The sequence below is a fragment of the Parundibacterium terreum genome, assembly GCF_014636315.1.
Taxonomy (GTDB): domain Bacteria; phylum Pseudomonadota; class Gammaproteobacteria; order Burkholderiales; family Burkholderiaceae_D; genus Undibacterium; species Undibacterium terreum.
The window spans coordinates 342,857-356,854 of record NZ_BMED01000005.1 but is presented as its reverse complement, the minus strand read 5'-3'; the positions used below and the strand labels follow the sequence as shown (position 1 = coordinate 356,854).

18 protein-coding genes are annotated in these 13,998 nt (G+C 53.9%); 4 read left to right on the top strand and 14 right to left on the bottom strand.

Going from position 1 to position 13,998, the window contains the following annotated elements; translation table 11 throughout:
* Positions 1–12: 12 nt before the first annotated feature.
* The 9 genes from flgJ to flgB all read right to left on the bottom strand — a co-directional run bounded on the left by flgJ (position 13) and on the right by flgB (position 7,362).
* Complete coding sequence (flgJ, locus tag IEW12_RS22380) at positions 13–915, bottom strand: flagellar assembly peptidoglycan hydrolase FlgJ (protein WP_188568329.1); 903 nt, start codon at positions 913–915, stop codon at positions 13–15.
* 15 nt (positions 916–930) lie between these two features.
* Positions 931–2,052 (bottom strand): flagellar basal body P-ring protein FlgI, encoded by a 1,122-nt coding sequence (locus IEW12_RS22375; protein WP_188568328.1) that lies wholly within the window; start codon positions 2,050–2,052, stop codon positions 931–933.
* Between the two features lie 21 nt (positions 2,053–2,073).
* Positions 2,074–2,757 (bottom strand): flagellar basal body L-ring protein FlgH, encoded by a 684-nt coding sequence (locus IEW12_RS22370; RefSeq protein ID WP_188568327.1) that lies wholly within the window; start codon positions 2,755–2,757, stop codon positions 2,074–2,076.
* 7 nt (positions 2,758–2,764) lie between these two features.
* Positions 2,765–3,544 (bottom strand): flagellar basal-body rod protein FlgG, encoded by a 780-nt coding sequence (flgG, locus tag IEW12_RS22365; protein ID WP_188568326.1) that lies wholly within the window; start codon positions 3,542–3,544, stop codon positions 2,765–2,767.
* 98 nt (positions 3,545–3,642) lie between these two features.
* Positions 3,643–4,383: a flagellar basal-body rod protein FlgF gene (flgF, locus tag IEW12_RS22360; protein ID WP_188568325.1), complete on the bottom strand. Its 741-nt coding sequence runs from the start codon at positions 4,381–4,383 to the stop codon at positions 3,643–3,645.
* 88 nt (positions 4,384–4,471) lie between these two features.
* The gene (gene flgE / locus IEW12_RS22355; RefSeq protein WP_188568324.1) at positions 4,472–5,755 is read right to left on the bottom strand and encodes a flagellar hook protein FlgE; all 1,284 of its coding nucleotides are present in this window, start codon (positions 5,753–5,755) and stop codon (positions 4,472–4,474) included.
* A gap of 60 nt (positions 5,756–5,815) precedes the next feature.
* Positions 5,816–6,508: a flagellar hook assembly protein FlgD gene (locus IEW12_RS22350; RefSeq protein WP_188568323.1), complete on the bottom strand. Its 693-nt coding sequence runs from the start codon at positions 6,506–6,508 to the stop codon at positions 5,816–5,818.
* Between the two features lie 18 nt (positions 6,509–6,526).
* Positions 6,527–6,931 (bottom strand): flagellar basal body rod protein FlgC, encoded by a 405-nt coding sequence (flgC, locus tag IEW12_RS22345; RefSeq protein WP_188568322.1) that lies wholly within the window; start codon positions 6,929–6,931, stop codon positions 6,527–6,529.
* 14 nt (positions 6,932–6,945) lie between these two features.
* Positions 6,946–7,362: a flagellar basal body rod protein FlgB gene (gene flgB, locus IEW12_RS22340; protein ID WP_188568321.1), complete on the bottom strand. Its 417-nt coding sequence runs from the start codon at positions 7,360–7,362 to the stop codon at positions 6,946–6,948.
* A 232-nt stretch (positions 7,363–7,594) separates the two neighbouring features.
* Between flgB and flgA the strand changes: the two genes are divergently transcribed.
* From flgA to IEW12_RS22325, 3 genes are all read left to right on the top strand, one after another.
* Positions 7,595–8,293: a flagellar basal body P-ring formation chaperone FlgA gene (gene flgA / locus IEW12_RS22335; protein ID WP_188568320.1), complete on the top strand. Its 699-nt coding sequence runs from the start codon at positions 7,595–7,597 to the stop codon at positions 8,291–8,293.
* Positions 8,294–8,441: 148 nt separating this feature from the next.
* Complete coding sequence (flgM, locus tag IEW12_RS22330) at positions 8,442–8,753, top strand: flagellar biosynthesis anti-sigma factor FlgM (RefSeq protein ID WP_188568319.1); 312 nt, start codon at positions 8,442–8,444, stop codon at positions 8,751–8,753.
* Positions 8,754–8,755: 2 nt separating this feature from the next.
* Positions 8,756–9,244 carry a flagella synthesis protein FlgN gene (locus tag IEW12_RS22325; RefSeq protein WP_188568318.1) on the top strand — a complete coding sequence of 163 codons (489 nt, stop codon included), beginning with the start codon at positions 8,756–8,758 and terminating at the stop codon, positions 9,242–9,244.
* A gap of 115 nt (positions 9,245–9,359) precedes the next feature.
* On the opposite strand, the gene IEW12_RS22320 is transcribed toward IEW12_RS22325, so the two are convergent.
* Entirely contained in the window at positions 9,360–10,175 is an 816-nt protein-coding gene (locus IEW12_RS22320; protein ID WP_188568317.1) for a helix-turn-helix domain-containing protein, read from the bottom strand.
* 257 nt (positions 10,176–10,432) lie between these two features.
* On the opposite strand from IEW12_RS22320, the gene IEW12_RS22315 reads away from it, so the two are divergent.
* The gene (locus tag IEW12_RS22315) at positions 10,433–10,843 is read left to right on the top strand and encodes a DUF3224 domain-containing protein (RefSeq protein WP_188568316.1); all 411 of its coding nucleotides are present in this window, start codon (positions 10,433–10,435) and stop codon (positions 10,841–10,843) included.
* A gap of 101 nt (positions 10,844–10,944) precedes the next feature.
* On the opposite strand, the gene motD is transcribed toward IEW12_RS22315, so the two are convergent.
* The 4 genes from motD to IEW12_RS22295 are packed head-to-tail and all read right to left on the bottom strand — an operon-like array spanning position 10,945 to position 13,952.
* On the bottom strand, positions 10,945–11,733 hold the full coding sequence (gene motD, locus IEW12_RS22310; protein ID WP_188568315.1) for a flagellar motor protein MotD: 789 nt from the start codon (positions 11,731–11,733) through the stop codon (positions 10,945–10,947).
* A gap of 12 nt (positions 11,734–11,745) precedes the next feature.
* The gene (locus tag IEW12_RS22305) at positions 11,746–12,495 is read right to left on the bottom strand and encodes a flagellar motor protein (RefSeq protein WP_188568314.1); all 750 of its coding nucleotides are present in this window, start codon (positions 12,493–12,495) and stop codon (positions 11,746–11,748) included.
* Entirely contained in the window at positions 12,477–13,208 is a 732-nt protein-coding gene (locus tag IEW12_RS22300; RefSeq protein WP_188568313.1) for an RNA polymerase sigma factor FliA, read from the bottom strand. Before IEW12_RS22300 ends, IEW12_RS22305 begins: the two co-directional genes overlap by 19 nt.
* Positions 13,209–13,214: 6 nt before the next feature.
* Positions 13,215–13,952 carry a MinD/ParA family ATP-binding protein gene (locus IEW12_RS22295; protein WP_229751283.1) on the bottom strand — a complete coding sequence of 246 codons (738 nt, stop codon included), beginning with the start codon at positions 13,950–13,952 and terminating at the stop codon, positions 13,215–13,217.
* Positions 13,953–13,998: the final 46 nt, after the last annotated feature.

Sequence of the window (13,998 nt, the reverse complement as noted above, 5' to 3'; positions counted from 1 at the left end):
GCAAAATAACTATCAAGCCGACAAGGTATATTTGATAATTTTGCTTAATTTATTAGCATATTGGGGATCAGTCGCATAGCCTGCTTTTTGCAAGCCATAAGCAAAGCTGCTGGCATCTTTGGCATTTGCAATGACATTTTCATAACGCGGATTGGTCGTCAGCAATTTTGCATAATCCTTGAACGCGTCGCTGTAGGAATCATAGGCCTTGAATTTCTCTACCTTCTTGTGCGCAACGCCGTTCACATATTCAGTCGTCACCGCATCGACTGTTTTGCCCTTCCAGTCCTTGGTCGCCTTCATGCCGAAGATGTTGTGCGTGGCACTGCCGTCCATCGCCTTGATTTCCTTTTTACCCCAGCCGCTCTCCAGTGCCGCCTGCCCTATCATGAACTTTGCCGGAATACCTGTCTCCTGGCTGGCGATCTCGGCATCTTCCGCCAGCTTGCTCTGGAATTCCTTCACGTGGCTCAAGCCGGAAGACTTGCCCGAGATATTGGTCAGGCCGGTGGAAGCAGTACTGCTCGCGCGCTGGCTGGTCAGGTAGGATTCAATGGCTTTCGAGCTGCTGGCATCCGCGCTGCTGCCGGGCTGCAGGATTTTATTTGCTGCATTATTCGACAACTGGCGCACCAGCGCATCGGCCAGGCCCAGGCCCTTGTTGGACATGTTCTGTGTCAACTGCTGGTCCAGCATTGACGTATACATGCGGGTCTGGTCATTTTCAAACGGGCTATCCTGTGAAGAACTGGCCTGACGCATGGACTTCAGCATCATGTTCATGAAAAGCCCTTCAAACTGCTTGGCTGCCGCCTTCAGTGCATCGGGCGAATTGTCCTTGGCAGATTGTTTCAGGCCATCCAGGCTCTTGCTGTCAAAAGCAGCTTTGTCGGTTACGTCGGTGCGGGAAATCATCCTGTGCTCCTGTCCTTAGATAATTTCCAGGTCCGCGCGCAAAGCGCCGGAAGCCTTCATCGCCTGCAAGATCGCCAGCAAGTCCTGCGGTTTTGCGCCTATGGCATTCAAAGCCTTGACTACTTCAGCCAAGGACGCGCCAGCTTTCAGCACCACCAGCTGACCCGCTTCCTTGTTGATGGAAATGGTGGAATTGGCTGTTGCTGCTGTCTGGCCCTGGGCCAGCGCATTCGGCTGGCTGACCGAATTGTCGGTATTGATTACCACCGACAGATTGCCATGCGCTACCGCACAAGCATCCAGCGTCACGGCCTGGTTCATCACGATGGAGCCGGTACGCGCATTCAGGATCACCTTGGCCGGCATCTGCGCAGGCGTCACATCAATGCTTTCCAGGGTTCCCAGAAAGCTGACGCGTTGGTCATTGCCGACCGGCGCCCTTACCTGTATCACGCGGCCGTCCAGCGCTGCTGCGGTATCGGCACCAAAACGCCGGTTGATTGCGTCAACGACCCTGCTCGCGGTAGAGAAATCGGTAGTATTCAATTCCAGCTGTACCAGGTTGCCTTGCCCCAGCGGTGCGGCGACAGCTCTTTCCACCGTAGCGCCTGCTGAAATACGGCCCACGCTCAAGTGGTTGACCTGGGCAGAACTGCCGTTGGCCGAAGCACCGACGCCCCCCACCAGCACGTTACCCTGAGCCATCGCATATACCTGGTTATCGACACCTTTCAGCGGCGTCAGCAGCAAGGTGCCGCCACGCAGGCTTTTTGCATTACCCATGGACGACACTGTCACATCCAGTGCCTGGCCCGGCTGAGCAAACGCCGGCAAGGATGTCGTCACCATGACCGCGGCCACGTTTTTCAACTGCAAACTGGTATTGGAAGGCAAGCTCACACCCATCTGCTGCAGCATATTGATCACGCTTTGCACCGTGAATGGGGTCTGGGTAGTCTGGTCGCCGCTACCGTCCAGGCCCACTACCAGGCCATAACCTATCAGTTGATTCTGGCGCACGCCCTGGAAGCCGGCCAGATCCTTCAGGCGCTCAGCATTTGCCGCCGGGGCCAGCACTGCACAGGCCAGGCCTAGGCAGAGGGCTCCCAATAAGCTTGATAGTTTTACAGCTTTCATCGTCATTCTCATTTCACAGCATCAAAGCGGAACAAAGCTCAGGAAAAACCTGTTCAGCATGGAATTGATTTCAGCTTTATCGACCCTGGTCGTAGAACGGTATTCGAAGCGTGCATCGGCCACCTGCGTGGAGGCAACCAGATTGCCGGCAGCGATAGTGCGCGGATTGACTATGCCGGAGAAGCGCACATACTCGGCGCCTTTATCGAAGCCCAACTGCTTTTCACCGCTGACCAGCAAATTGCCGTTGGACAGCACGTCGATCACGGTGACCGCAATCACACCGGTAAAGGTATTGCTGGAAGTTTGGGCTCCCTTGTCGCTATAGGAATTCGATCCGGAACTGGAAGCATTTGCCCTGGATGTGATGGAGCTTGGCAAGCCAAGCAAGGAAGGCGTGGCAATCGAAACCGACCCTGTCTTGCTGCCTGAGCTGGCAGCGGTTTTACCGGCGGAGGTATTCTCGCTGATAGAAATCGTCAGCGTATCGCCGACCAGCCGCGCACGTGAATCTTCAAACAGCGGACGATAAGTAGAATTCTGAAAAATTGCCCCATTCATATCCCGCTGCGGAAGCGCAGTAGCGGGTGTCGCCGTCATCGGCCTTTGCACGATAGGCTCGGGAATCGTGGAACAAGCGCTTAATGCCATTGAGACCAAAACGGCCATTGCGGCAGTAGCAGAAAAGAATGCGGATGATTTCATGGCAAACTCACAGTTGCGTCAGGCGTTGCAGCATCTGGTCGGAAGTAGTGATCGCCTTGCTGTTGATCTCGTAAGCGCGCTGCGTTTGTATCATGTTGACCAGCTCTTCCGCCACATTGACGTTGGAGGTTTCAACATAGTTTTGCGCGATGGAACCGGCACCGTTCGTGCCCGGAGTATTGGTGCTGGGAGCACCCGATGCCGCCGTCTCCTGGTACAGATTTTGCCCGGTAGACAACAGGCCGGTAGGATTGATAAAGGTCGCTAGCGTAATCGATCCAACCTGGGTGGAGGCAATCGTGCCAGGCTGAGTCACCGATACGGTACCATCGGAGGCAACCGTGATACTAAGCGTATTGGCCGGGATCGTTATCGCCGGCTGGATCACGTAACCGCTGGACGTCGTCAACTGCCCCTGGTTATCGGTCTGAAAAGAGCCGTCACGGGTATACGCCGTTGTGCCATCGGGCAGCAGCACCTGGAAAAAACCCTCACCCTGTATCGCGAGATCCTTGGCGCCTGCCGCCTGCAGATTACCCTGGGTATGGATGCGCTCGGTTGCAACCGGGCGTACACCGGTACCGATTTGCAAACCCGAAGGCAGTTGTGTCTGCTGCGAACTCTGTGCACCCGGTTGGCGTATGTTTTGGTACAGCAAATCCTCAAACACCGCGCGCGAGCGCTTGAAGCCGGTCGTGCTGACGTTGGCCAAGTTATTACTGATGACGTCCATCTGGGTCTGCTGCGCATCTAGACCTGTTTTGGCTATCCATAGTGAACGTATCATTTTCTTTCTCCTGGTCGCTGCGGTGTATCCATCGTTGCAATATTCATTCTGTTTTACGGCTTATGCTCTAGCCATGCCCTACTTTACGTCAGCCGGACTCAGCTCAAAGCGAGGAGTTGATCGGCTTTAGTGGCGTTACTCTCGGCATTTTGCAAAAGCTTCATTTGCATCTCGAACGCACGGCCCAGGTTAATCATCGACACCATCGCATCCACGATATTGACGTTGCTGTTTTCCAAAGTGCCATCGACGACAGATACGTTAGGGTCATTTTCAGCAGGAACGCCGTCCTTGGTCTTGAACAGGCCGTCATCGCCGCGCACCAGATTATTCTCGTCCGGATTGACCAGCTTCAAGCGCCCTATCACGTTGACCGAATTAAGCTGGCCGGTATTGGGCGCACTGGAAATGGTGCCGTCCGTCCCTATGGTGAGATTGATATCCGGAGGTATGGTGATTGGCCCCGTATCGCCGAGCACATTAAGTCCGTTCTGCGTCTGCAGAACGCCATTTTCAGTCAGCTTCAAACTGCCGCTGCGGGTATAGGCCTCGGTACCGTCAGGCTGTTGCACAACTAGCCAGCCCTTGCCCTGTACGGCGACGTCCAGGCTGCGACCGGTCATTTGCAGGGCGCCTGTAGAGAAATCAGTGCCTACGGTGGCATCCACGACAAATGCTCGCGTAGGCAAACCGTCACTGATGACCGGCACCGCGCGAAAAGAGTCCAACTGGGCGCGAAAACCGGTCGTGGAAGTGTTGGCAAGATTATTCGACGTGGTCGCCTGCTGCTCCAGGATGTGTTTTGCACCCGTCATCGCGGTATAAATCAAGCGATCCATCTTGCCTCCCTCGCTGTTCCAGTCAACAGCGTTTTCCTACCCGCTGCAAGCCGTATCTGCTTTGCTTTAATCATTCCTGCTTAGCCTGTTATCTCAGATTGACCAGGGTTTGCAGGATCTGATCTTCGGTTTTGATCGTCTGTGCGTTGGCCTGATAGACGCGCTGCGCAGTAATCATGTTCACCAGTTCACCGGTCAAATCGGTATTGGAATCTTCGGTCGCCGATGAGGTCAGCGTCCCGAGACCGCTAGAAGAAGGCACGCCTGCCAACGGAGGTCCGGATTCCGACGTTTCCACCCACTGGTTATCGCCTATCGATTGCAAGCCGTTGGGATCGGTAAAGTTGGACAGAATGACCTGGCCCAGCACCGCAGTCTGGCCATTGGTGTAAGTGCCCAGGATAGTACCGTCCTTGCCGGTATTGAATTTTGAAAGTTTGCCGGATGTAAAACCATCCTGATGCAGCGCGTTCAGGCTATAGGCAGCACCAAATTGCGTGCTTCCGGTGATGGAGTAAGTAATCGTCTGCGGTGCCGCGCCAGCCGCTGTAGTAACCGCACCAATATCCATGCTAAATGTGAACGGAGGAGTAGTGACCGGTGTCGTCGCTAGCGGGTCAAGCTTGCCCAACGTATCAAAGACCGCATGGCCGATCAAACCCGGAGTACCTGTGGCCGTGACAACAGGCACTCCATCCAATGTGGAATAAATATCATATTCACCGACGCCTGTAGCAGGAGGGACGGGCGCGGTCTTCACATAAAATGTTTCCAGAGTGTGCTTGTTACCCAGCGTATCGTAGATATCCACCGGCGTCTTCTGCGTATAGCTGTTAGGATCAAGAGGGTTGAACGCAGGAACTGTAGGTATGGTTGCCCGGGAATCCAGGTTGATGATCGTATCCGCCTCAGTAGTCGCTTTTGGCGGCTGGTCCGCGGTATTGATGTGCAAAGGCACGGGCGTGCCGGCGAGTATCAGCCCGGTGCTACCGACAGGATAGCCGGTCAGGTTCAGCCCTTGTGCATTGACGATGAAGCCATTGTCATCCAGATGGAACTGGCCGTTACGGGTATAGCTGACCGCACCATTGTCCGACATACGGAAAAAGCCGGGGCCGCTGATCGCGATATCCAGCGGATTCTGGGTGGGAGAAATATTCCCCTGCGTGAACTGCTGTGCCACCGTTGCTACTTTGACGCCGATACCGACCTGGCCAGCTCCGGAGCCGTTCAAGGAGTTCGCATAGACGTCGGCAAACTGCGCTTGTGCCGCCTTGAAACCCACCGTCTGTGCATTGGCGATATTATTGCCGATGACATCCAGCTGTTTGGATGAAGCATTCAGGCCACTCAACCCTTGTCCGAAACTCATGATTATTTCCCCTAAATGTGTGAACCAAGCGGCACACTGATCTCTGATAAAAAAACTAAATTAGTAAACCTGTTTGATGTCCGACAAGCCGATTTCGCCAATATTGGCGACGGATAATTTAATGCCCGAAGTGCCGGAGGCAACGCTGGAAATCACGCCAAAACCTAGAGGCGTCGCATCTATCGTCTTGCCGGCAGACGTTGCCGAGAATTCAAAGGTGTAGGCGCCATCCGGCGCAACGGTGCCCGCAGTCGTCTTGCCATCCCAGGTCAGAGGATTCACGCCGGCCGGCAGCGCACCCAGATCCAATTTACGCACAACCGCACCGGTAGAGTCCTTGATCGTCACGCTGACGGCGCTGGTATCCTGCGGCAGTTCCACACCGTAGATCGCTGCGCTGGCGGCATTGGCATCCGAACTCGTCTTGGCAAGTATCATTGACGACCCTTCTGCCAGCACACCGTGATTGATCATGCTGGAAGCCTGCAGGATTTGCGAAGACTGCAAGCTGGCGCCCAAAGAAACAACCGAGGTATTCAGCTTATCGATACCGGTGACAGTGGACAGCTGGGCGAGCTGGCTAGTCACCTGTGCATTGTCCATGGGGTTCAGCGGATCCTGGTTTTGCATCTGCGTTACCAGCAGCTTCAAAAAACGATCCTGTGCCTCCTGGGTAGTATCTGTCGCCGTCTTGGTGCCATTCATCGTGGCAAGCAAGGTAGGATCAACGGTGCTGGTGGATTGTACGGACATGGTATTTACCTTTTTACTTTATTGGCCTAGCGTCAGTGTTTTCAGCAACATGGCCTTGGCAGAATTCATTGTTTCAACGTTGGTTTGATACGAGCGGGATGCAGAAATCATATTGACCATTTCTTCGACCACATTCACATTCGGCATCGCGACATAGCCTTTTTCATCGGCAAGCGGATGCTTGGGGTCGTACATCAGTTTAGGCGGTGTGCTGTCTTCCACAACCTCCTTTACCTTCACGCCGGTGGATGGCGTGCCGGCCAGCGGCGTAGCGCTGAATACCACCTGTTTCGCCTTATACGGCTGACCATCGGAACTGGTCACGCTATCGGCATTGGCCAGATTGCTGGAGACCACGTTCAGCCGTTGCGCTTGCGCACTCATCGCAGAACCGGCAACATTGAATACATTAAATAGCGACATGATGATTACCCTTCTTAGCCTTGTATGGCAGCAAGCATGCCTTTGATCTGACCATTGATCATCGTCAGGCCAGCTTCGTAACGCAGAGCATTGTCGGTAAATTGATTTTGTTCCACATCCATATCCACGGTATTACCATCGACCGCGCCTTGGACGGTTCCGCGATACAGTGGCAAGCCCGCAGCCGCACTACCCTTGATATCCAGGTGCTGAGGCGAGGTTTTAGTCAATGCCTCCGGCACCTGGCTACCGTTGCTCGCATTGCTGCGGCCCAGAGCATTATTCAATGCCGATGTAAAATCGATATCCTTAGCCTTATAATTAGGCGTATCCGCATTGGCGATATTGGACGCAATCAATTGTTGCCTCTCGCCCCTGATGCTCAGGGCGGTGGTTTGAAAGCGAAAAAAATCATCTAGTTTGCTGACCATATTTCCTCCAATTCCCCGCCTCAGGTTGCCTTGCGACAACATCCACCAAAACGGTTTTCGATACCTTGCATGTTAAGTACCCACGTCCAAGCTTGATCGACAGAGAAAGACGGCAAAAACCTGTCTGTTCAAGGATTCAAATCTGTGGGCAAATCATAGAATCTAGCCATACCGCCACTGACAGAAAGCATTGATGTCACGAGGGCAAGCAAAGGCTAGATTGAAGGTCACCATGAAAAAATTAGGCGCACTGATGTTGATGGCATTCTGCCAATTCGGATGGGCACAGGCGACGGCACCGGTGCAGTACCAGGACCAGGCTACGGTACGCGCCGCGGCAGAGGAATTCCTGAAAATACAGGCTCAGGGCCAACCGGGTGAAGTCAATATTACGCTGGGGCCGATAGACTCGCGTCTCAAGCTCGCTACCTGTGACAATCTGGCGCCCTTCTTGCCGAAAGGAAGCAAACCCTGGGGCAAGATTTCGGTCGGAGTACGCTGCACCACCCCCACAGCATGGCTTGTGTATATGACTGCCAATGTCCGGGTTAGCGGGGATTACTATGTTGCCGCCAACTCAATATCCCAGGGCCAAACGCTGACCCTGACGGATCTCGCTAAGGTTAAGGGGGAGTTATCCAATTTGCCTGCCGGCGTGATTACCAGCCCTGAGCAGGCAATCGGGCGCACGATGACGATGTCTATTGCATCCGGGACATTATTGCGTATGGACAATCTACGCAATATTCCCGTCATACAGCAAGGCCAGTCTGTAAGGGTAACCAGCAAGGGAAGCGGATTCCAGGTCTCCACAGATGCGCTGGCCTTGAATAATGCGGCGGAGGGACAGATAGTGAAAGCACGCACTTTGTCAGGCCAGGTATTAAGTGGAATTGCCAAAGCTGGCGGCCAAATAGAAGTAACATATTAGCAAGTAATTGCTGCGCAAAAACAGTAACCGCAGAGTAGCCATAGCAGACTAACAAAATATTTCCGCAAGTAATGTTAAAGTTTGAAATAACGCAGCCGATATACATGGTGTAATGATGTATATGAATCCCATAAGTGAGGGTAATGCTGTGAAAATTGATGACGCACTGAAGAAGACCGGCGGACTGCCTGCAAACAGTCCGGCGCAAGCCCGTACCGAAAAAGCGGCAGATAAAACGGAAGTTGCGAGTACGCCGTCACATAGCGTGCAGATTTCCAATTTGTCCACTCAACTGCAAGGCGTGCAAAGTGCACAGGCCGGTAGTGCAGTGTTTGCCACGAAGAAAGTGGAAGAGATCAAGCTGGCAATATCGGAGGGCCGTTTCCAGGTCAATTCCGACAAGGTCGCTGACGGACTCCTGGATACGGTGAAAGACCTGTTAAATTCTAGAAAACGTTGATAATGAACCTGACAACAACCAATCTGCTCGAATGCCTGCAAGAAGAAGTAAAGGCGATGACCTCTTTAGCTGAATTGCTGGAGAAAGAGCAAGTGGTACTTGTCAGTGGCAACGTAGAAGATCTCGCGCAGGTCACGGTGAATAAAGTCAAAGCTGTTACCGATATTTCAGCTTTGGAAAAATCACGCAACAAACATCTGCTAAACCTGGGCTTTAGCGGTGACGCCGCAGGCGTACAAAGCTGGCTGAAGCAAGTAACAAGCGAATCGGAAACAGCACAATGCTGGGCGACCCTTCTCGCGGTAACCGGCAAAGCGAACGAAAACAATCGCACTAACGGCTTGTTGATCAACCGGCACATGAATGTCACGCAAAGTGCGCTCAAGATCCTGCAGCAAAATGACCCGAGCGTTGCCGCCGGCTCATTCTACGGCCCTAGCGGCCACACTACCGTCAGCACATCCGCTGGCCGCGGTTTCGCTGCGCGCTAATCCGCGCCTCACTACCCCTCTGTTTTTGGATGCGAATATGCCAGGCCGGACCGGCCTGGATAGTCATTCGACTTGCGCCAAGCACCCGCTTTTTCGCCACCGAAGAGAGCGGCAATCAGCTTGCGCCACCTTTGCCCAAAGAGCGCGCATACTCAGCCGGCGACTGGCCTATCAGGGCGCTAAAATCCCGTACAAAATGAGACTGATCGAAATAGCCAAGCTCTAACGCCAATTCCACCCAATTGACGTTCGTATAGTTTTGAATACGCTCAATTGCCTCATGCAGACGATAGCGCCTGATCACCCATTTCGGCCCAATACCCACGTATTTCTGGAATAGCCGCTGTAGAGAACGCTTGTCCATCCCTGCTTTTGTCATTAACTGGTCCACCGACGTCATGCAAAGATCGTCTGCTACTGCTGCAACAAGCACGCTGGCGCGCACGACGTTGGGATCGGGCAGGGGCAAGTGATCAAGCAGGAAGGCTTCCGCCACTCCAACCATCGCATCAAAGTCGATGCAGGCAGTTATGCGTGGCATCAAACCCTGCCCTGCGGATGCGAATACGGACTGTACGGGAAGGATGCCGTTGGCCAGGGCAGATACAGGGGATTTAAGGAAAGGATAGAAGCCGCCCGCCCTGAATTTGATGCCGAAAACGAAATCCAATCCTTCCAGACGTCGCTCAAAACGCTTACTTTGCACTCCGTAGATGTTAGCCTCATTCCGCTCTATCACCAGATGCACATTGGGATGAGGCAGCGTCGCTTGCTGCACGGGCGGAAGCTCGCGCGGATCCCAGCGAACATACCAGTAATGCTCCACAAAATCTGCAAGCAATGCCGATGCGACGCGGCGTTCATGCTGGAAATTGCCCGATGCGGGTTGCGGTCGCAATACGCCACGCGGCTTGCCAGGTTCAGCGCTCATTTGCTGCCAGTCCATTTAGCTTGTCGCGTTTTTCCAATCATCGGTTCTGCCTCTCCTGATACATTCATGTCCTCGCATTGCGCAGGATGCGCGTTGCAAAATTTTACAGGATGACAATGATGATTGTGCGAATGATGCTTGTGCTATTAGACAGACGGGCTTGCATGGCGGCGCTGGCTCTTTTTCTTGGCCTGCTCACGGCGGCACACGCCGGTACCGATCAGCAATCGCCGCCAACCACAAAGGAGACATCAAAAATGCAGGCAGCAGGATCATTTGACGTCAAATTGACGCCGCAAACAGCAACACCCGGCATTGAGGCCGCACATATTGGCCGCATGACGATTGATAAGCAATTTCGCGGTGATCTGGCTGGAACCAGCCTCGGTGAAATGCTGGCCATACGCACAGAGGTGCAAGGCTCGGCCGGCTATGTGGCGCTGGAGCGGGTGACTGGCACTTTGCAAGGGCGCAAAGGCAGCTTCGTTCTGCAGCATAGCGGCACGATGAATCGCGGCGCGTCACAACTGCAATTGACTGTGGTACCCGACTCCGGCACCGATGAACTGGCCGGACTAAGTGGATCAATGGCTATTGAAATCGACCGCGGCAAGCATAGCTACAAAATGGATTACATGCTTCCATCAGGCGCATCGAGAAATCAATAAAAGCGGCGCCACGCATCGACGGAGCCCAAGCTCGGCGCTAATAGAAGTTAGTAGCATCTCAGGACGCGCACCAATTCCATATGGCCCAGCGCAAATCCGGATCAGGGATTTGCCGGCTTTTTGTCCGATGCGGTAACCGGGACATCAATCGGATTGTCCGGTAGTAGTGCCAGTATCGTGACGGTAACCCGGCGATTCCTGGAACGCCCCTCCGGCGTGTCGTTGGCGCCTACCGGCAGTTTCGGGCCCTGCCCTACTGCAGTCAGGCGCCCTTCATCGACACCGTTTTCAGAAAACAGCCGTACGACAGTGCTGGCACGCACGGCAGACAATTCCCAGTTGGAAGGGAAAATGGAGTTCTTTATAGGCAGATTATCGGTATGCCCTTCCACCTGGATCGAGTGATTGTCATTCTTCAGCACAGATGCAATCGCCTTCAGCGCCTGACTTGAATCTTCGGTCAATTTCGCTTCGCCCGGTGCAAACAGCACGCTGGCATTGATGTCTATCGTCACCCCGCGGCTGGTCTGCGTGACCCGCACCTTGCCCTCGCGCACCAGCGGCTCCAGCACCGCCAGGATATCCCTGGCAACGCCGGTCATCTGCTCACGCTCCTTGTGTAAGGCTTCGGTGTTTTTCTTGACGATGGGGAGAGGATCGAGCTTGATGGTCGGTGAAGGGGCAATTTCCGGCTGCTTGGGCGTGACGATCATGACCTTGCCGAAGGCACCCGTCAGCGCATTCGACAGCACCCTGTATTTTCCTTCGTTGAGCGAAGAAATCGCATACATGACAACAAAAAATGCAAACAGCAAGGTAATGAAATCCGCGTAGGAAACCAGCCACCTGTCGTGGTTGTCCGGTTCTTCCTGATATCGTTTCCTTGCCATGGTGTTGACCGCTTAAGCCGTTGCCTGGCGATGATTGGAGAGCCGCTCTTCCACCAGGCGGGTGCTGTCACCCAGTGCAATGCTGAAGAAAATATCCGCCAGCATTTCCCTGCGTATGACTTCGCGCGAAATGATCTCTTTCAGCTTATTGCTGACAGGGAGGAAAAACAGATTCGCCAGGCCCACGCCGTAGATGGTTGCCACAAAAGCGACGGCAATGCCGCTGCCCAGCTTGCTGGGGTCCGTCAGGTTTTCCATCACGTGTATCAGTCCAAGCACCGCCCCCAGGATGCCGATAGTCGGCGAATAGCCGCCGGCGGATTCCCAGATCTTGACCGCTTGCCTTTGCTCCATCTCATACAAGGAGATGTCCACATCCAGAATGTCCTTCAACCTGGACGGATCGATACCGTCTATCACCAGCCTCAAGCCCTTGGCGATGAACGGATCCTTGGAGGACTGCATATAACGCTCCAGGCTCAGGAAACCTTCGCGGCGGGCGACACTGCTCCAGACCATCGCATCCTGTATGGTTTTCTTGGTATTGTCTTCCGGTGAATTGATGATCCACTTGAGCATGCGTACGCCGCGGATAAAAACCGGCATCCGGCTTTGCAGCATCACGGCGCCTATCGTCGCCACTACGACAATGACAAACGCAGCCGGTTGCACCAGCGAAGAAATGCGGCCGCCCTCCAGCACCTGCCCAAACAGGATGCCGACGACCACCAGTAATAAACCTACTAGGCTAGACCAGTCCACGCTCTGTCCCTCAAAGATGCCCTGAGCCGGGCTACCGCCTGGCTATGGAGTTGCGATACACGGGATTCCGACACCCCCATGACCGCCCCGATTTCCTTCAGATTCAGTTCCTGTTCGTAGTACAAACCCATCAACAATTTCTCTCGCTCGGGCAGACTGTCGATCGCGTGAATAACCGCATCGCGAAAGTCGCCATTCAGCAGATCCTGCAAAGGATCGCCGGACTGGTCCGACGTGTAATGGTCAAGGAAATGCTCCCTGGTATCCGCATCATGAAAATCTTCGTAGTACACCAGTTGATGTCCACCGCTATCGCCCAGCATATCCTGATAGTCGCTCAGGGACAGCTTGAGCTGCTTGGCGACTTCAGTCTCCAGCGGCGGCCGTCCCAGTTTTTGCTGCAGGGCGTTCATTGCATTTTCTATCTTGCGCATATTCTGGCGCACGCCGCGCGGCAGCCAGTCGCTATTGCGCAGCTCATCCAGCATGGCACCACGTATCCTCTGGATCGCATAGGTTTCAAACTGGGCGCCGTGATTGTCTTCATAGCGGTTGATCGCATCAAGCAAGCCTATCATGCCGGCCTGAACCAGGTCATCCACCTCTACGCTGGGCGGCAACCTGGCTTTTAGCTGGTAAGCGAGCCGCTTGACCAGTGGAGCATGCTCCGTAAGTAAGAAATTTTTATCCGATTTTCCGCTGGCGGTGTACATATGTAATTACGTTCCGAGACGAACACCTATCTCTGGCAATCCCTGCAAACTTAAAGTCGAACGGGCGGTCAGTGCGATTTGCTCTGCCAACCTGTAAAAAGCAAGCGACGCGCCGGCAAGCGGAAAAGCATCAATGACCGAGCGTCCCAAATGCGCCGCTTTTTTCATGTGCTCATCTTCCGGCACATATCCCACGAAATGCAAAGGCACGGCAAGGTATCTGCTGGCAGCCTGCGCCATGTTGGTATAGACCAATTTTGCTTCTTTCTCTGTTGCTCCCGACACGATGATGCCATAGGAGCGCCTGCCTATTCGACTGTTTACACGCTTGATCAAGCCATAGGCTGTTTTAATTGTTGTTGGATTCGCAGATACCTGCATTACGACCTCACTTTCATCCAGGGATGCAAGAGGAAATGCGTCATTGATATCAATTTCACCGTCGACTATCACTAAATCCGAGCGATTCACCGCCACATCAAACACCCGCGACAAGCGCCGGGAGTTTTCGGTCGGGATACTGGACGATACCGGTGCATATTTTGCTAACATGGCCACAGATAGTCCAGAAGACACTATTTTAATCGCGTCTTGCATTGTACGCTGTTGTCTGGCAACGTCCAACAAGGTCTGCTCAGGATTCGCATTTAACCACGCCCCTATGCTGTCGGCAGAGGCCCTGGCATCCACCATCAGGATATTCTTGCCCTGGCGCGCCAGGGAAACGCCGAGATTGACCAGCATGCCGCTTTTTTCGTCTTCCCTCAACGCGGACAACACAGTCACAACC